This is a genomic window from Buchnera aphidicola (Hyadaphis tataricae) (assembly GCF_005081445.1).
In the GTDB taxonomy this organism is placed as follows: Bacteria; Pseudomonadota; Gammaproteobacteria; order Enterobacterales; family Enterobacteriaceae; genus Buchnera; species Buchnera aphidicola_AE.
Window position 1 is genome coordinate 333,484 of sequence record NZ_CP034873.1, and the last position, 17,582, is coordinate 351,065.

Sequence of the window (17,582 nt, forward strand, 5' to 3'; positions counted from 1 at the left end):
TTTTAATGATATTAATCATATCCGGTTAATCTTTCAGTACAACTAAAAATTCAATTAAGATACGTCTCATTTATAAAATTATTTCAGAGAAAAATATGACAATAAGAAAAATAGTCCTTATTAGACATGGTCAAAGTACATGGAATGAATTAAATAAGTTTACTGGATGGCATGATGCAAAACTCAGTAAAAAAGGTCAAGAAGAAGCAAAAAAAGCAGCTATATTATTAAAAAAACATAAATTCTTTTTTGATTATGCATATACATCTATGTTACAAAGAGCAATACATACTTTAAGATATGTTTTAGATGAACTCAATCAATCTTGGTTATTAGTAAAAAAATCGTGGCGTTTAAATGAAAGACATTATGGCGCTTTAGAGGGATTGAATAAACATGAAGTTGCTAAAAAATATGGAGAAAAACAAGTAAAATTATGGAGAAGAAGTTTTAATATTACCCCTCCCTTGATTGATATAGAAGATAATCGTTTTCCTGGAAATGACATACGTTATTCTAATATGAATATTGATAATATACCGTTAGGTGAAAGTTTAAAAACAACTGCAGAACGTGTTATTCCATATTGGCAGAAAACTATTTATCCTCAATTAAAAAATAACAAAGCAATACTGATTGTAGCACATGGAAATTCTTTACGTGCACTAATACAATTTTTAAATAAAATAAATAATGAAGAAATTATTAAGTTAAATATTCCTACTGCAAAACCTATTGTATTTGATTTTAATGAAAAATATATTCCGATTAAATGGTATTATTTATAGTGCTTATATTAATTTTTTTGTATTTTTAAAATCTTAAACATATATTTAAATAAAGCAAATATCTTTTGTGTACAATTACTATTAGCAAAAATTATTTGATAGATACTGGAAGAAATGAATATCTTTTTTTGAAAAGATTGAAAAACAGAGGTTCTGATGGTGAAAAAAATTGGAGTCTTAACCAGTGGTGGAGATGCTCCAGGTATGAATGCTGCAATTAGAGGAGTCGTAAGAACTGCGCTTAGCGAAAAATTAGAAGTATTTGGAGTCTACGATGGCTATTTAGGTTTATATGAAAATCGCATGATCAATTTAGATAGATATAGTGTATCTGATATGATTAATCGAGGTGGAACATTTTTAGGATCAGCTAGATTTCCTAAATTTGCTGAAAAAGACGTACGTACTATTGCAGTAAACAACATCAGAAAAAGAAATATTGATGCTCTAGTTGTAATTGGTGGTGATGGATCGTATATAGGAGCGAAAAAATTAACAGAAATGGGGGTGCCATGTATTGGAATACCAGGGACTATAGATAACGATGTTCCTGGTACTGATTACACAATAGGTTATTTTACAGCTTTGCAAACCGTTGTAGAAGCTATTGATCGTTTAAGAGATACTTCATCTTCACATCAACGCATTTCTATTGTAGAAGTAATGGGTAGATACTGCGGTGATTTAACATTAGCCGCTGCCATTGCTGGTGGATGTGAATTTATTGTCATACCAGAAATTCACTATGCACAAAAAGAATTAGTTATTGAAATTGAAGCGGGGATCTCAAAAGGAAAAAAACATGCAATTGTTTTAATAACAGAGTATATTTGCGATGTAGAAAAATTGGCTCGTTATATTGAAAAAAAAACTAAAAGAGAAACTCGAGCAACAATTCTAGGACACATTCAACGTGGAGGGGTGCCTGTAGCCTATGATCGTATACTAGCCTCAAGAATGGGAGCGTATGCAATTGAACTGCTAATCCATGGTCATTATGGAAAATGCGTTGGAATAAAAAATGAAAAAATAGTATTTCATGATATATCAGAAGCACTAAAAAATATGACACGTTGCTTTAAAAAAGATTGGTTAATGACTGCTAAAAAGTTATACTAATATAAAATTAGTGCCGGTGTTTCCGGCGCTCTAAACTGGTCATATTATCTATTTTTAGATAAGATTGTTAAGGTTTTTAAAAAAAATGAATCATCATGGTAATAAAAATATAATAAAACAATGTATAGTTGAATTTTTTGGTACAGGGTTGATTACATTTTTTGGAATAGGCTCTTTAGCTGCTTCTAAATTTAATTATGTTGATTTAAATCAATTTGAAATCAGTTGTATTTGTGGTTTGGCGGTATCGATATCTATTTATTTTAGTGCTGCTATATCTGAAGCTCATTTAAATCCAGCTATTACAATTTTTTTTTGGTTATCTTCTAGATTCAACAAAAAACATGTTCTTCCATATATTATATCACAAATATTTGGTTCTATTTGTTTTACAATGTTAATATATCTTCTTTATCACAATTCTTTAATTTTATTCGAATATCATAATAATTCTTTCAAAGAAACACAAAAAATTTTCAATGTAATATCTATTTTTTGTATTTATCCAAATTACCAAAATAGTTTTATTTTCGATTTTTTAACAGAAACATTCAGCACCGCATTATTTACAATTATTTTATTGCAATTGAATAGCAAAACAAATCATTGTTATTTTAAAAATACTTCTTTCGTTCCTATATTGATAGGAATATTAGTGTTTATGATCAATATCGTTGTAAATCCTTTGACTAATATTAGTTTAAATCCTGCAAGAGATCTAGGACCTAAAATTTTTTTAAGTCTTACTGGATATGATGTTTTATCATTAACTAATAGTAACAACCTTTTATATTGTTTAATTCCAATAATTGGACCTATTTTAGGTGCAAACGTAGGCGGTTGGACATATAAAATTTTTATCGAAGATTATTTTTTCAAAAAAAATAAATGATTTGTTTTCAATGTTATCAACTAGAAATAACTTCTATTATTTTCAAAAATTCTAAATAATTTAAAGAAGCGCTACCTATTAATAAACCATCTATATCAGGTTGTTTAATAAAACGTTTTGCGTTATGAGCATTGATAGAACCACCATACTGAATGATAACATCGTTGTAATCGGGATCGTATTTTTTAATATAATTCTTTAAAAATTGATGGATTAACTGAACTTCTTCTGCATCAGCGGAAAAACCAGTACCAATAGCCCAAACAGGTTCGTATGCAATAACAGTATTTCTAAATGCTGAAGTACCTAATATTTCAAATATGCAATTTAACTGTTTTGTAAGGATGTTTTTTGTCCTACCGTATTTTTTTTCTTCTATCGTTTCACCTATACATAAAATAGGTATTAAATTTTCACTTTTAACCAAACTAAATTTTTTTGCTATCAGAGGATTATTTTCTTGATGAAACAATCGTCTTTCAGAATGTCCTACAATAACATATTGTACATTCAAATCTTTTAGCATTGCAACAGATGTTTCGCCAGTAAACGATCCTGTTAAATTAATATCTATATTTTGCGCTCCAAGAAAACAATTAAGTTTTTGTATTAATACGTAAACTCTTTCTAAATATACACTAGGAGGTGCAATAACGATATTATTTCGTTGAGCATAGATTGATAGATCAGCGCTTAAAAACTTAAAATAATTAGAAATAAATGTCATGCTTCCATTTAATTTCCAATTAGCTACAATTAATTTTTTTTTCATTTTCTATATAATTTTTTAGTATTTAGAAACTAAGCTTGATTTTAAAAATAATATAAACTTAGTTTCTATAATTAAAGATTAAAGTAATTTATTTAGATATATTAATTCTATTACGTAATTCTTTTCCTGGTTTAAAATAAGGTATATATTTTTCATGTAACTGCACTATTTTTCCAGTTTTTGGATTTCTTCCTAATCTAGCAGAACGATAATGTAGAGAGAAACTTCCAAAACCCCTAATTTCAATTCGTTTTCCTTTTACTAATGATATTATCATATGTTCAAGCATTTCTTTTATTGCACTTCTAATAATCTTATTTGAAATATGTATATTTTTTTCTGCAATTCTTGTAAATAATTCTAATTTTGTCATGAATCCTCTATGATTTAAATATTTAATAATTATTCTGTGTTTTTAGCGGCTTTAAAGGCTTCTTTCATGACATTAGAAAAAACATCATCAATAGATTTTTTATTTGATGTGAGTGTTTTATCTCGTTTTTCATTGTCATCAGTAATATGCATAGATAAATAAATCATTCTATTTTTACGATCAAAACTAGATAATTTTACTAAAATTGTGTCATTAATATTTAATTTATTAATAAAATCTTCGTGTTCTAAACGAGAAGATTCATTGTGTTTGATTATACCTTCCAAATGTTCTGATATTTTAACAATGATATTTTTTTTGTCAAAATTGACAATTTTTCCGTTAATAATAGAGCCTTTTTTGTGATTTAAAATATATATATTAAAAGGATCTTCTTCTATTTGCTTGATTCCTAAAGATATACGTTCTCTTTCAGCATCTACTTGCAGTACTACAGCGGAGATTTCATCACCCTTCTTATATTTTTTAACAGCATCTTCACCAGAAATTTTCCAAGAAATATCAGATAAATGCACTAATCCGTCAATTCCTCCATCTAAACCGATAAAAATACCAAAATCTGTAATAGATTTAATTTTTCCTGAAACCTGCATTCCTCGTTTATGTGTTTCAGAAAATTCTTTCCATGGATTCAGCTTGCATTGTTTTAATCCAAGAGAGATACGTCGACGATCCTCATCAATGTCTAAAACCATTACTTCCACTGTATCATTAACAGAAACAACTTTAGATGGATGAATATTTTTATTTGTCCAATCCATTTCCGATACATGAACTAAACCTTCTACTCCTTCTTGAATTTCAACAAAACAACCATAATCTGTTAGGTTAGTAACCCGTCCATTTATTTTAGTTAATTCTGGATAACGTTTAGATATGTCTATCCATGGATCTTTACCTAATTGTTTAAGTCCTAATGATACACGAGTTCTTTCTTTATCAAATTTTAAAATTTTAACGCTGATATCATCACCAACGTTAACTATTTCACTAGGATGTTTTACTCTTTTCCAAGCCATATCTGTAATATGTAAAAGACCGTCCACGCCACCTAAATCTACAAAAGCTCCATAATCTGTTAAATTTTTTACAATACCATTTACATGCATGCCTTCTTGTATATTTTCTAATAATTGATTTCTTTCAGCACTATTTTCTAATTCAATAACAGCACGACGTGAAACAACAACATTATTTCGTTTTTGATCTAATTTTATTACTTTAAATTCTAATTCTTTTCCTTCAAGATGAATCGTTTCACGAACAGGACGAATATCAACTAATGATCCTGGAAGAAAAGCACGTATATCATTCAATTCAACAGTAAATCCACCTTTTACTTTTCCGTTTATGATGCCTATTACAGTTTCTGAACGTTCATGAGCTTTTTCTAGTTTTAACCAAGCTTCATAACGTTTTGCTTTTTCACGAGATAATAACGTTTCACCAAATCCATCTTCGATTGCATCTAATGCAACATCGATTTGATCACCTATTTTTATATCTATTAAACCTTGAGCATTTTTAAATTGTTCAATAGCAATAGAAGATTCAGATTTTAGACCTGCATCTACTAATACTATATCTTTTTCTATAGAAATAATGGTACCGCGAATAATGGATCCTGGTCTAGTTTTAACTTCTTTTAGCGATTCTTCAAATAATTGAGCGAAAGATTCATTCATGATTAATATTTATTAAACATTTTATTTAATGTTTATTTTAACTTCATGTTAAAATAAGCTTTTTTTGTATACCTTATAACAATCCTTATTTTAAGAGTTTAATAACAGTGTATTTTATTTTATTTTTTTCATAATATATTGCATGGAATATTTCACAACTTCAGATAGACTCATATTAGTAGAATTTAATATTATAGCATTTTTTGGTATGCATAAAGGAGAAAATAATCTATTTTGATCTTGTTGATCACGATCATACATTTTTACAAAAAGCTCTTTAAAACTAATGAAAAAACCTTTTTGTTGAAGTTCTAATATTCTTCTTGTAACACGAACGTTCAAATCAGCATTCAAAAAAAACTTCACATCAGCATCAGGAAAAATTACTGTACCCATATCTCTTCCTTCTGCTATTAAACCAGGAAAAGAACGAAATGATCTTTGTTTATTTAATAAAAGTTCTCTAATTTTAGGAAAAATAGATAATTGAGACGATATCGTACTAATCTTTTCATTGTTTATTACTTGATCAGTATCCTTATTATGTTTAAGCAATTCGTCTAAATTCTTAATAAAAAAAACAATATTTTTTTCATTTATTGTAATATTGTTGCTCATTGCGAAATACGCTAAATATCGATATATTTTACCTGATTCTAATAATTTCCATCTTAATTTTGTTGCTATTATTTTAGATAGAGTACTTTTACCAACACCACTAGGACCATCAATAGTAATAACTGGAATTTTTTTCTTCATAATAACATATACTTAGTAGATATTTTATTGACACGTATTAAAAAGACTAAAATTAGCTATTCTTACAAATAGATAAAAATTTTTTAAAGTAGGACGGAAACGTTTTCGAAGTACAACTTGGATTTATAATGTTTACTCCAGTTCCAGATAAACATATGAGTGAAAAACACATTGCAATACGGTGATCATTATAAGTATTGATGTTTGCATATTGAAATACTGAAGGTGGAGCGATAGATAAAAAATCTTTACCTTCTATAATAGTAGCTCCGATTTTTCTTAATTCTCTAGCCATAGCAGATAAACGATCCGTTTCCTTGACTCTCCAATTATATATGTTTCTAATTATTGTAGTGCCTTGACAAAAGAGTGCAACAATTGCTATTGTCATTGCTGCATCAGGAATATGATTCATATCTAAATCTATTCCATGCAATTGATTATAAGTACAACTAATAGAATCATGATTCCAATGTATTATTGCACCCATTTTTTCAAGAACATTTGCAAAACCAATATCCCCTTGTATACTATTTTTTCCAACACCCTGAACTTGAACTGTACCACCTTTAATTGCAGCAGCGGCTAAAAAGTATGAAGCAGAAGAGGCATCACCTTCGATTGTATAAGAACCTGGCGTTTTGTATTGTTGTCGCCCTTTAATATAAAAAGTCTTATAAGAATCATGTGTAATATTCACTGAAAAAGATTTAATTAAATTGATTGTGATATCAATATATGGTTTAGAAACTAAATCACCTTCTATAAAAATGGACGTATCCTTTAACGCTAATGGAGCCGCAATTAATAATGATGTTAAAAATTGACTGGAAATCTTTCCATTTAATCTAATATACCCACCTGCAAAACCTCCTTGAGTACGTATTGGAGGATATCCTTCATTATGGAGATATTCTATAATAGCACCTCCTTGTCTTAAAGCATCAACAAGATGTCTAATAGGTCTTTGATGCATTCTGCTATCTCCACATAAAGTAATATCATTTTTTCTTAATGATAATATAGCTAATAATGGTCGAATTGCTGTTCCTGCGTTGCCTAAAAATAATGTCATGGGATTTATTATTTGAAAGGCTTGACCCATACCTATCATTTGACATTGTTTTTTATTTCTAGATAAAGAGTAATGAACACCTAAATCTTTTAATGCTTGCAACATATATTGAGTATCATAACTATCTAATAAATTTTTTAGATGTGTCGTCCCTTGTGATATTGATGAAAGTAATAATACTCTATTTGAAATGCTCTTTGATCCAGGTAAATTAATAGTGCCATTAATATACGATATCGGTTTTAAATGGATAAAATCTTGCATGATATTTATACGCTCTGAGAAATAAAAAATAAATCAAAATAATGTTTTTATAATGATAATGCAATAATTTATCCATATCGATTTTCAAAATATGACATAAATTTTATTAAAGCATTAACACCCTCTAATGGCATCGCATTATAAATTGATGCACGTATTCCACCTACTATACGATGTCCTCTTAATGCAGTTAAACCAAAAACGGATGCTTCTTTTAAAAAAACATCATTTAATTGAGAATTACGCAAATAAAAGACAATATTCATTTTTGATCTATTACTATAATGTATATTATTAACATAAAAATCACTGGAATCTATTTTTTTATATAACAAATCTGATTTTAGTTGATTCAATTTTTCTATTTTCTTGATGCCACCAATTTTTTTTAACCATTTAAAAACTAATCCAGATAAATACCAAGAAAATGTAGATGGAGTATTAAACATGGAATTATGTTTTGATATTGTTTTATAATCTAAAATAGTAGGTATTTCTTTCATTGCATCGGTTATTAATTTTTTTCGAATAATTACTATTGTTATGCCGGATGGTCCAATATTTTTTTGTGCACCTGCATAAATCAAATCATAATTTTCAATATTAATTGAACGTGATAAAATATACGATGAAAAATCTCCAACAATTATTTTATTGTGTAAAAGTGGCTCTTCATGAATAGAGATACCCTGTATAGTTTCATTTGGACAATAATGAACGTATGCTGAATTACGATTTATATTCCACTGATCAATTGGCAAAAGAGCTATTTTTTTATTGATTGTTGTTTGTATAGATATATTATTAGGAATGCAATATTTTTTAGCTTCAAGTAATGCACATTGCGACCAATAACCACTATTGATATAATCAACATGCTTCATATTATTTAATAAATTCATAGGAACAGCAGAAAATTGCCCCCTAGCTCCTCCATGACAAAATAAAACTTTATAGGAGTCAGGTATATTTAATAAATCTTTTAAATCTTGTTCTGACTCTAAAGCTACTTGCATAAATCTTTCACTACGATGACTAATTTCCATAATCGACGAACCGCATTTTTTCCAATTTTGCAATTCTTCTCTTGCTTGAAAAAGAACTTCTTTAGGAATCATAGCAGGACCAGCGCTAAAATTATAAACATCACTCATTTTTTCACCAATCAATTTTTTAAATATTATATTAATTATTAGTTAATAAATTTTAATCCTTGCATATATTTTTTTTGCAGGATTGCAGGCACTTCTACACTACCGTCAGGTTGTTGATAATTTTCTAATATAGCAGCTAAAGTTCTACCAACAGCTAAACCAGAACCATTTAAAGTATGTACAAAAAATTTTTTTTTCTGATCTTTAGTTTTATAACGAGCTTTAATACGACGTGCTTGAAAATCAGTCATATTAGAACAAGAAGATACTTCAACATATTTGTTTTGAGAGGGAAACCATACTTCTAAATCATAAGTTTTAGCTGCAGAAAAACCTGTTTCGCCAGCACATAAGAGCATTTTTCTATATGGTAAATTTAACATTTGTAAAATTATTTCTGCATGATTAGTCAGTTTTTCTAAAATATTCATAGATGTTTCCGGATGAACAATTTGTACTAATTCCACTTTTTCAAATTGATGCAATCTAATTAATCCTTGAACTTCACGTCCGTAAGAATTAGATTCTGATCGAAAACAAGGAGTATGCGTTACTAACATAATTGGTAGATCTTTTTCATCAATTATTTCATTATAAACAAAATTTGTTAATGGCACTTCGCCAGTGGGAATTAATATGTAATCAGTTTTATTTGTTAAATGAATATGAAATAAATCATCGGAAAATTTTGGCAATTGCCCTGTTCCATATAAAGCTTTGGGATGAACTAAATACGGAACATAAACCTCTTTATATCCATGTTTTAAAGTATGTGTATCCAACATAAATTGAATTAATGCTCGATGTAAAAGTGCCATATTTCCTTTCATTATAACAAAACCTGATCCTGACACTTTTACAGAAGATTTCCAATCTAATTCTTTATTTTTATTGCCTATTTCTAGATGATTTTTAATTATAAAATGAAATTTTCTTTTTTCACCCCAACGTTTTACTTCTTTATTATCAATTGATAATTTGCCATTTGGAATATCATCATCAGGAATGTTAGGTATGCACATAGAGAAATTATAAATTTGTTCTTGCAAAGAAGTTAGTGTCATTTTTAAGCAATTTATCCTGTTACTTAATTTTAACAGTTTATTCATTAATGTTTGATTTTTTTGATCAAGATTTTTCTGATCCCTGAATAGATTTGATAAAACATTATGTTTATGTTGTAACGTTTCTGTTTCCATTTGCAATTTTTTACGCTGATTTTCCAGAGAAGATATTTTTTCGATATCTAATCTAAAATTTTTTTTTAATAATTGTTGTAATAATAAATTTAATTTATTTCGTAACAAATTAGGATCCAGCATAATATTTTTTACCTCTTTATAATCAGAAAGAAATATTATTTAAAAAATGATTATGTATACAATTTTATTATATATTTTCATATGATAATATTTTTTAATTACATTTAAATATCATTATCATTTCTATCTTTCAAAAAAATTTAGAAAAAAATTATTTATCTAAAAACATAGATATTTGAAATTTTTTATCAAAGATATTACAAAACTTTTTAAAACGTTGTAGACTAAAATGAATTATTTCTAAAAAATTAAGTTCTTTTTAAAAATATAACATAAAAATTATTTTTAAATAACTACTGATTTTATCTTCATTAAGAAACTATTTAAATATTTGTTTTTAAAAAGAAAAAAATCAAAATTATTATCAATAATAATAGCATTTTTAGGATAAAACTATGCAAGATGATATCCAACATAACAACCTAATGATATTAGGTTCAGGACCTGCAGGTTACACTGCTGCTATATATGCTGCAAGAGCAAATTTAAAACCTGTGCTAATTACTGGAAATAATCAGGGTGGTCAACTCATGAACACTAATGAGATTGAAAATTGGCCTGGAGATATTACATCAATTGATGGCGCTACACTAATGCATCGTATGCATCAACATGCTATGAATTTTAAAACAAATATTATATCTGATCATATACATGCAGTTAATTTTGAAGAATACCCATTTTTCTTACAAGGTGAAAAAAATAAATATACTGCAAATTCAGTAATTATTGCTACTGGAGCAAACCCTCGTTACTTAGGATTAACATCAGAAAAAAAATTTCAAGGAAGAGGAGTGTCAACATGTGCAGTATGTGATGGATTTTTTTACAAAAATAACGAAGTTGCTGTAGTAGGAGGGGGTAATACAGCAGTAGAAGAAACACTATATTTATCTAATCTTGTCAAACACGTACATTTAATTCACCGAAGAACTCATTTTAAGGCAGAGAAAATTTTGCTTGATAGATTAGCAAAACAAATACAAGAGAATAAAGTATCTCTTTATTTAAATACTACTATACAAGACATTTTAGGAGATTCTTGTGGAGTAACTAATTTAGTACTCAAAAAAACACAACTAAAAACAGAACAAAAAATTTTTAATCTGGCCATTTCTGGATTATTTGTTGCAATTGGACACGAACCAAATACTGAAATTTTCATTAATCAAATAAAAATGAACAATGGTTATATTATTATTAAAAGTGGAATACATGGAAATTTTACCCAAACAAGTGTACCTGGGGTTTTTGCTGCAGGTGATGTCGTAGATCATGTATATAGACAGGCGATTACATCTTCAGCTAGTGGTTGTATGGCTGCATTAGATAGTGAACGTTATTTGAATACTATCAATTCTTAAAACGTTTTCATAGATATGTTCAAGATAAAACTTACTAGTCAAAAGCAATCTCATCTGCTATGCTGAAAATAATATTGATATTTTATAGAGAAAAAATAGATTTTGGGAGACTTATGACGAAAGAAGAAAATATTGAAATGCAAGGAATAGTTATAGATACTTTGCCTAACACCATGTTTCGTGTTGAATTGGAAAATAAACATGTAGTCACTGCACATATTTCTGGAAAAATGAGAAAAAATTATATTAGAATCTTAACAGGAGATAAGGTGACTGTAGAATTAACTCCTTATGATTTGAGTAAGGGTAGAATTATTTTTAGAAGTCGATAATAATATTGTTTTATTAAAAGCCATTGAAAATTTTATAGTTCTTTTTAATAGTATAAATCTATTATTCCTAGTTAAAAAAATTTAAAGAAAATTTATGCGTACTAAATATTGTGGAAACGTTAAAATACAAGATGTTAATAAAATCATTAAACTATGTGGATGGGTGCATAAAATAAGAAATTTTGGTCAATTTATTTTTATTGATATGAGGGATTCTACCGGTCTTATTCAAGTTATATTCGAATGCAAAAATTATATAGCATTTAAAATTGCCACTACCTTAAGAAATGAATTTTGTATTCAAATTTTTGGATGTGTTAGAAAAAGAGAAGAAAAAAATATAAACTCAAAAATCAATACTGGAAATATAGAAATCTTAGCATCACATTTAAATATTCTTAATACTTCTAAGGCACTACCCTTAGATTATATCAATTTGCATAATTACGACGATGCTAGATTAAAATACAGATACTTAGATTTGCGTCGATTAGATATTTTAGAAAATCTCAAAATAAGAAATAACGTGAATTATTTAATACGAACGTTTATGACAAAAAAAAATTTTCTAGATATTGAAACTCCTATTCTTACGAAATCTACTCCAGAAGGTGCTAGAGATTATGTAGTACCTAGTCGTAATTATCATGGAAAATTTTATGCTTTACCTCAATCTCCTCAATTATTTAAACAATTATTAATGATTTCCGGAATTGATAAATACTATCAAATAACTAAATGTTTTAGAGATGAAGACTTGCGTTCAGATCGACAACCGGAATTTACTCAAATTGATATTGAAATGTCTTTTGTTGATTCTTATCAAATTCGAAATTTAACAGAAAAACTTATTAAACATATTTGGTTAAAAACTCTTAATATTAAACTTAATAAATTTCCTGTCATGTCTTTTCAAGACGCAATAAAAAAATACGGAACGGATAAGCCTGATTTACGCAATCCTATGGAAATTATTGATGTATTGAACATTTTTAAAAATAAAAAATCTCAATTATTTTTTAATTTAAATTGTCAAAAAAATAATCGTATAGCATTATTATGTGTTTCTGAAAAATTAAAAATAAGTCGAAAAATTATCAATAATTATATAGAATATATAAGAAAAAATCATTCAAGTAAATTATTTTATATAAAAATAAAAAAAACATACGATGAAGATCAAAGCATTTCGAGTTCTATAACAAAAATTTTAAACAAAAAGATTTTTGAACAGTTAATTAAAAAGAGCAAAGCAAAAAATGGAGATATACTTTTCTTAATGGCTGATGAAGAAAATATTGTTAATAAAGCCTTAGGTCTTTTGCGTATAAAAATAGGCAACGATTTCAATATTGTGAAAAAAAGTCAATGGAACCCTGTTTGGATTAAAAATTTTCCAATGTTTGAAAAAGATTCACAAGGGAATTATTCTTCTTCTCATCACCCTTTTACTGCAGTAAAAAAGCATCATGTGAATAAATTAAAAAATGAACCTCATTTTGCTATTTCAGATAGTTATGATCTAATAATCAATGGATATGAAATCGGAGGAGGATCTGTGCGAATTCATGATGCGAATATGCAAAGAAAAATTTTTGATATACTTGGCATGGAAAAACATATTCAAAAGAACAAATTTTCTTTTTTTTTAGAAGCTCTAGAATATGGCGCTCCTCCTCATGCAGGAATAGCGTTAGGATTAGATAGAATAGTGATGATGTTAACTAATAGCAAAAATATTCGAGACGTGATTGCATTTCCAAAAACAACGTCTGCAACATGTTTAATGACTGAATCTCCAAGTAAATTAGATAAATCAACATTACAAGAACTGGGAATAAAATTAAACATAAAGCAAAAATATAAAGATTTTTAAAAAATTTTTTTAATATTGCTTAATAAACAAAAAAAAGCAGCGCATAAAACTATAGAAGGACTAGGAGGAGTATTATAATAAATAGAACAAAGTATGCCTCCTGTAACAGACATCATGCTCACTATAATGGCAATCATTACCATTTTCTCTGGTGATTCAGAAACATTTTGGGCAGTAGCCGGAGGAATAATTAATAAAGATGTAATTAATAAAGCACCTACAAATTTAATAGACATAGAAATTGTTAACGCTGTCATTAACATTACTACTAAACGGCAAAAAAAAGGATTTACACCATCTATTTTGGATAATTCTTCATTTATAGTCGATAATAAAATAGAATTCCAAAAAAAAATTAAAGCACTAAGTACTATTACAGCTCCAATGCCCATTATTATCAAATCTGATTCTGTTACTGCTAATAAGTCACCAAACAAATAATTTGTTATATCTATTTGCTGTGGATAATTGTTTGACATTAAACTCATGCAAACTATCCCTAAAGCTAGTGAAGTATGTGATATAATATTTATTATGGTATCTAATGCAAAAGGTAATCTTTCTTCTAACCATGCTAAAATAATTGCCAGAACAGTTATCGTAAAAAATACAACAAAAAAAGTACTACTGTTAAATATTATTGATAAAGATACACCAAGCAAGGCAGAATGAGATAATGTATCACCAAAAGATGACATTTTTCTCCATACTATAAAGGAGCCTAACGGACCAGTGATCAAAGATAGTATTATTCCGGATAACCATGCAGGAAAAATTAATTCAAACATAAAACCTACTTTATAATTTAATGATTTGTTCAAAAAGTATGAATATGATTATGGCGATGATAATAAATAGCAAAATCTTTAATATTTTTTGAGCCAAATATAGATATAAATTCTAAATTTTTCGAAACAGTTTCTGGTGTTCCAGAACAACAAATATGATTATTCAAGCAAATAACATATTTGGTATTAGCCATGACAAAATTTAAATCATGAGAAACTATCAAAATAGCACAATTTAATTCAGATTGAATTTCATTAATTAATTTATATAAGTCTAATTGTCCTGTTATATCCACACCTTGAGTGGGTTCATCTAAAACAAGTAAATTGGGACTTTTTAACAGTGCTTTAGCTAAAAGAACTCTTTGAATTTCTCCACCGGATAAATGTTTCAATTGAAGATATCTTAAACGATCTGCTTTGACACGTTGTAAAATATTTAATATTTTTTTTGTATCAATTTTAAGAGATAATTTCATGAAGCGTTCTACTGTTATTGGAAGTAAAGTATTAAAATATAATTTTTGCGGAACATAACCAATAGATAAATTTGATGAATAATCAATTGTTCCTGAAGTGGGTTTTATTAATCTTAATATAATACGCACTAAAGTAGATTTTCCAGCACCATTCGGTCCAATTAGAGTTAGAATACGGTCAGAAATTAACGACAATGAAATATTTGAAAGAATTGAACGATCATCAAAGTCTACAAAAACATTTTTTAATTTAATTAATTCAATCATATTTTATACATTATTTTTAATTTTTAATATTATAAACAATATTGTTAGAGATGAAAATAAATATTATGTTAAACAAAAAACATTTTTTTCAATGCTTATTGATAAGTATATTGTGTGTTCTATCAAATTATGCTAATGCTACAATAGTAACAATAATAAAACCATTAGGTTTTATTGCATCAGCTATTGCACATGGCATTACTTCAGTTGAAGTAATCGTTCCAAACTACTCCACAATGCACAATTATTCATTGCGTCCATTAGACGTTATAAAAATAAAAAATGCTGATTTTATAGTTTTTATTGGTAATACTGCTGAACCGAAATATTTTAAAAAGATCATATACCGTTTTAAAAAAAAAATATTGAATTGAGTCGCTTGAAACAAATTAAAACATTTTTGCTACATAATTCTAAGGTGCTAAAAAAACAAAAAAAACAACTAAATACCATACCAAAAAATCAAAAACTAGATGATTTGTCATACGATATGCATATTTGGTTATCACCTCCAATTGCCATAGAATCTGCGATTGCTATACATGATATGTTAATAAACATCATTCCTAAAAAAAAATATTTAATTGATCAAAATTTAAAAACATTTAAAAAAAAAATGATGTTTATTGAAAAAAAAATTAAGAACAAACTGCATTCTATTAAAGAAAAAAAATATTTTGTTTTTCATAACGCCTATCAATATTTTGAAAAATATTATAAAATTTATCCGTTAAAAGCATTTATAAATTTTCCTGGTATTCAAACGGGCGTCAAAGAGTTGTATGACATCAAAAAAAATCTGCAAAAACATCAAGCCAGTTGTATCTTTATAGAGCCACAATTTAATACGAATATTATTAACATTATAACACGCGGAACTAATATTCGTACATGTGTGCTTGATCCTCTTGGTACAAGTATACCATTAAGTCAAGATAGTTATATAAAATTTCTTTTTCAACTATCTAATCAATATATTCGTTGCTTGAATAAACATTAAGGAACAAAACGTGCAGCAGATTGATAAAACATTTTTATTTTATTGCTATTGTTTTTATAATAAAATGATTTTTTTAACTAATATTTTAGTTATATCGATCGTTTTTTCTGGTTGTAATGTTTTAGAAAAAAATCAACATGTAAGCATGTTAATGAACAAAATAACGCCAATTCAACCATTTTCTAACAATGTTTTAGCATATCAAAATAAACAGTATAAACATATAGTACAAAAAGGAGAAAATATCACTTCATTACTGATAAAATCAGGTGTTAATACAAAAGACATTTTCACATTAATTAAAAAAGATAATGCAATTTTAAATAACATTCAACCAAATCAAGAATTATATTGGAAAACAAATGAGTTTAATGAATTATTAGAATTAAAATGGATTATTTCTCCTTTGAAAAAAAAAATATACAAAAAAAATAATCATAATTTCATAATGGTAAATAATGTTTTAAAAGATGATTTAATCTATAAAAACATCTTTATCAAAAAAAAATCAAATTTTTTTAGCAGCGCATCAAAAATAGGATTAAATCAACATGATATTATGAATGTTGTTCAAGCTTTCAAATGGCAAGTAAACTTTCATAAACTGAATATAGGGAGTGTTTTTCATATAGTTTTTTTGCATAATTTTCAATGTAATAAAAATATATTATTAGGTGTAAAGTTAAATAATGCTGGAAAAACATATTACTCAATAAGAGCATGTAATGGACATTTTTATGATATTAATGGATGTAATAAACAACAAAAATGGATTGATCTTTCTTTACTAAAGAAATATCGTATTTCTTCTAAATTTAATTTACATCGTCTGCATCCGGTAACACATCATGTTTCTCGTCATTTAGGAATAGATTTAGCGATGCCAAAAGGAACGCCTATTTTTTCTACTACTAATGGCAAGATTATAAAAACACATTTTGATAAAATATCTGGATTCTATATTGTATTAAAACATGATGATTTTTGTATAACTCGATACATGCATTTAAAAAAAATTTTAGTTAAACAAGGAGACAATGTAAAAATAGGACAAAAAATTGCTTTATCGGGAAATACCGGAAGAACTACAGGTCCTCATCTACATTATGAAATTTGGATTAATAATCAAGCAGTTGATCCTTTAAATGTAAAGAATCTTTTTTGTGATACATTAACAGAAAAAGAAAAAAAAATTTATATTAATGATTCTAAAAAAATAGTTTTTGCTTTAAATACAACTATAATTTAAAAA

At 27.1% G+C, this 17,582-nt stretch carries 18 protein-coding genes; 9 read left to right on the forward strand and 9 right to left on the reverse strand.

Translation table 11 applies throughout. From position 1 onward, the window contains the following. The first annotated feature begins 95 nt into the window (after positions 1-95). The 3 genes from gpmA (at position 96) to D9V69_RS01520 (ending at position 2,799) form a co-directional block, all read left to right on the forward strand. A complete protein-coding gene (gpmA, locus tag D9V69_RS01510) occupies positions 96-788 on the forward strand; it encodes a 2,3-diphosphoglycerate-dependent phosphoglycerate mutase (RefSeq protein ID WP_158356573.1) in 693 nt (230 codons plus the stop codon). 156 nt (positions 789-944) lie between these two features. After that, on the forward strand, positions 945-1,907 hold the full coding sequence (gene pfkA / locus D9V69_RS01515) for a 6-phosphofructokinase (protein ID WP_158356574.1): 963 nt from the start codon (positions 945-947) through the stop codon (positions 1,905-1,907). A gap of 85 nt (positions 1,908-1,992) precedes the next feature. Beyond that, positions 1,993-2,799 carry an MIP/aquaporin family protein gene (locus D9V69_RS01520; protein WP_158356575.1) on the forward strand — a complete coding sequence of 269 codons (807 nt, stop codon included), beginning with the start codon at positions 1,993-1,995 and terminating at the stop codon, positions 2,797-2,799. Positions 2,800-2,815: 16 nt separating this feature from the next. On the opposite strand, the gene tpiA is transcribed toward D9V69_RS01520, so the two are convergent. The 7 genes from tpiA to serS all read right to left on the reverse strand — a co-directional run bounded on the left by tpiA (position 2,816) and on the right by serS (position 10,224). After that, positions 2,816-3,571, reverse strand: a complete 756-nt coding sequence (gene tpiA / locus D9V69_RS01525; protein WP_158356576.1) for a triose-phosphate isomerase — start codon at positions 3,569-3,571, stop codon at positions 2,816-2,818. An 88-nt stretch (positions 3,572-3,659) separates the two neighbouring features. Then, on the reverse strand, positions 3,660-3,944 hold the full coding sequence (gene ihfB, locus D9V69_RS01530; protein ID WP_158356577.1) for an integration host factor subunit beta: 285 nt from the start codon (positions 3,942-3,944) through the stop codon (positions 3,660-3,662). Between the two features lie 29 nt (positions 3,945-3,973). Beyond that, complete coding sequence (rpsA, locus tag D9V69_RS01535) at positions 3,974-5,650, reverse strand: 30S ribosomal protein S1 (RefSeq protein ID WP_158356578.1); 1,677 nt, start codon at positions 5,648-5,650, stop codon at positions 3,974-3,976. 114 nt (positions 5,651-5,764) lie between these two features. Next, positions 5,765-6,409, reverse strand: coding sequence for a (d)CMP kinase (gene cmk / locus D9V69_RS01540; RefSeq protein ID WP_158356579.1), 645 nt, complete (start codon positions 6,407-6,409; stop codon positions 5,765-5,767). Positions 6,410-6,461: 52 nt separating this feature from the next. After that, positions 6,462-7,748 (reverse strand): 3-phosphoshikimate 1-carboxyvinyltransferase, encoded by a 1,287-nt coding sequence (gene aroA, locus D9V69_RS01545; protein WP_158356580.1) that lies wholly within the window; start codon positions 7,746-7,748, stop codon positions 6,462-6,464. Between the two features lie 68 nt (positions 7,749-7,816). Then, positions 7,817-8,902, reverse strand: a complete 1,086-nt coding sequence (gene serC, locus D9V69_RS01550; RefSeq protein ID WP_158356581.1) for a 3-phosphoserine/phosphohydroxythreonine transaminase — start codon at positions 8,900-8,902, stop codon at positions 7,817-7,819. Positions 8,903-8,940: 38 nt separating this feature from the next. Next, entirely contained in the window at positions 8,941-10,224 is a 1,284-nt protein-coding gene (gene serS, locus D9V69_RS01555; RefSeq protein ID WP_158356582.1) for a serine--tRNA ligase, read from the reverse strand. 395 nt (positions 10,225-10,619) lie between these two features. Here serS and trxB point away from each other — a divergent pair, with 395 nt between their 5' ends. The 3 genes from trxB to aspS all read left to right on the forward strand — a co-directional run bounded on the left by trxB (position 10,620) and on the right by aspS (position 13,796). Beyond that, the gene (trxB, locus tag D9V69_RS01560; protein WP_158356583.1) at positions 10,620-11,588 is read left to right on the forward strand and encodes a thioredoxin-disulfide reductase; all 969 of its coding nucleotides are present in this window, start codon (positions 10,620-10,622) and stop codon (positions 11,586-11,588) included. 113 nt (positions 11,589-11,701) lie between these two features. Beyond that, entirely contained in the window at positions 11,702-11,920 is a 219-nt protein-coding gene (gene infA / locus D9V69_RS01565; protein WP_158356584.1) for a translation initiation factor IF-1, read from the forward strand. Between the two features lie 94 nt (positions 11,921-12,014). Then, entirely contained in the window at positions 12,015-13,796 is a 1,782-nt protein-coding gene (gene aspS / locus D9V69_RS01570) for an aspartate--tRNA ligase (protein ID WP_158356585.1), read from the forward strand. Here aspS and znuB read toward each other — a convergent pair. Together znuB and znuC are read right to left on the reverse strand one after the other, a co-directional pair. Then, positions 13,793-14,584, reverse strand: a complete 792-nt coding sequence (znuB, locus tag D9V69_RS01575) for a zinc ABC transporter permease subunit ZnuB (protein ID WP_158356586.1) — start codon at positions 14,582-14,584, stop codon at positions 13,793-13,795. The two genes, aspS and znuB, sit on opposite strands and share 4 nt — an antisense overlap. Positions 14,585-14,613: 29 nt before the next feature. Then, entirely contained in the window at positions 14,614-15,330 is a 717-nt protein-coding gene (gene znuC, locus D9V69_RS01580; RefSeq protein ID WP_158356587.1) for a zinc ABC transporter ATP-binding protein ZnuC, read from the reverse strand. A gap of 65 nt (positions 15,331-15,395) precedes the next feature. Between znuC and D9V69_RS01585 the strand changes: the two genes are divergently transcribed. From D9V69_RS01585 to D9V69_RS01595, 3 genes are read left to right on the forward strand one after another with little or no spacing between them, the layout of a single operon-like run. Further along, the gene (locus D9V69_RS01585; protein WP_187308311.1) at positions 15,396-15,704 is read left to right on the forward strand and encodes a metal ABC transporter solute-binding protein, Zn/Mn family; all 309 of its coding nucleotides are present in this window, start codon (positions 15,396-15,398) and stop codon (positions 15,702-15,704) included. Between the two features lie 5 nt (positions 15,705-15,709). Further along, the gene (locus D9V69_RS01590) at positions 15,710-16,330 is read left to right on the forward strand and encodes a metal ABC transporter solute-binding protein, Zn/Mn family (protein WP_187308312.1); all 621 of its coding nucleotides are present in this window, start codon (positions 15,710-15,712) and stop codon (positions 16,328-16,330) included. A 10-nt stretch (positions 16,331-16,340) separates the two neighbouring features. After that, positions 16,341-17,579 carry a peptidoglycan DD-metalloendopeptidase family protein gene (locus tag D9V69_RS01595; protein ID WP_158356590.1) on the forward strand — a complete coding sequence of 413 codons (1,239 nt, stop codon included), beginning with the start codon at positions 16,341-16,343 and terminating at the stop codon, positions 17,577-17,579. Positions 17,580-17,582: the final 3 nt, after the last annotated feature.

Coding starts and splice junctions, on each gene's coding strand:
- rpsA (WP_158356578.1), bottom strand. CDS start 5,650: ATGAATGAATCTTTCGCTCAATTATTTGAAGAATCGCTAAAAGAAGTT.
- trxB (WP_158356583.1), top strand. CDS start 10,620: ATGCAAGATGATATCCAACATAACAACCTAATGATATTAGGTTCAGGA.
- znuB (WP_158356586.1), bottom strand. CDS start 14,584: ATGTTTGAATTAATTTTTCCTGCATGGTTATCCGGAATAATACTATCT.
- serC (WP_158356581.1), bottom strand. CDS start 8,902: ATGAGTGATGTTTATAATTTTAGCGCTGGTCCTGCTATGATTCCTAAA.
- infA (WP_158356584.1), top strand. CDS start 11,702: ATGACGAAAGAAGAAAATATTGAAATGCAAGGAATAGTTATAGATACT.
- ihfB (WP_158356577.1), bottom strand. CDS start 3,944: ATGACAAAATTAGAATTATTTACAAGAATTGCAGAAAAAAATATACAT.
- pfkA (WP_158356574.1), top strand. CDS start 945: ATGGTGAAAAAAATTGGAGTCTTAACCAGTGGTGGAGATGCTCCAGGT.
- serS (WP_158356582.1), bottom strand. CDS start 10,224: ATGCTGGATCCTAATTTGTTACGAAATAAATTAAATTTATTATTACAA.
- znuC (WP_158356587.1), bottom strand. CDS start 15,330: ATGATTGAATTAATTAAATTAAAAAATGTTTTTGTAGACTTTGATGAT.
- cmk (WP_158356579.1), bottom strand. CDS start 6,409: ATGAAGAAAAAAATTCCAGTTATTACTATTGATGGTCCTAGTGGTGTT.
- gpmA (WP_158356573.1), top strand. CDS start 96: ATGACAATAAGAAAAATAGTCCTTATTAGACATGGTCAAAGTACATGG.
- tpiA (WP_158356576.1), bottom strand. CDS start 3,571: ATGAAAAAAAAATTAATTGTAGCTAATTGGAAATTAAATGGAAGCATG.
- aspS (WP_158356585.1), top strand. CDS start 12,015: ATGCGTACTAAATATTGTGGAAACGTTAAAATACAAGATGTTAATAAA.
- D9V69_RS01520 (WP_158356575.1), top strand. CDS start 1,993: ATGAATCATCATGGTAATAAAAATATAATAAAACAATGTATAGTTGAA.
- D9V69_RS01585 (WP_187308311.1), top strand. CDS start 15,396: ATGTTAAACAAAAAACATTTTTTTCAATGCTTATTGATAAGTATATTG.
- aroA (WP_158356580.1), bottom strand. CDS start 7,748: ATGCAAGATTTTATCCATTTAAAACCGATATCGTATATTAATGGCACT.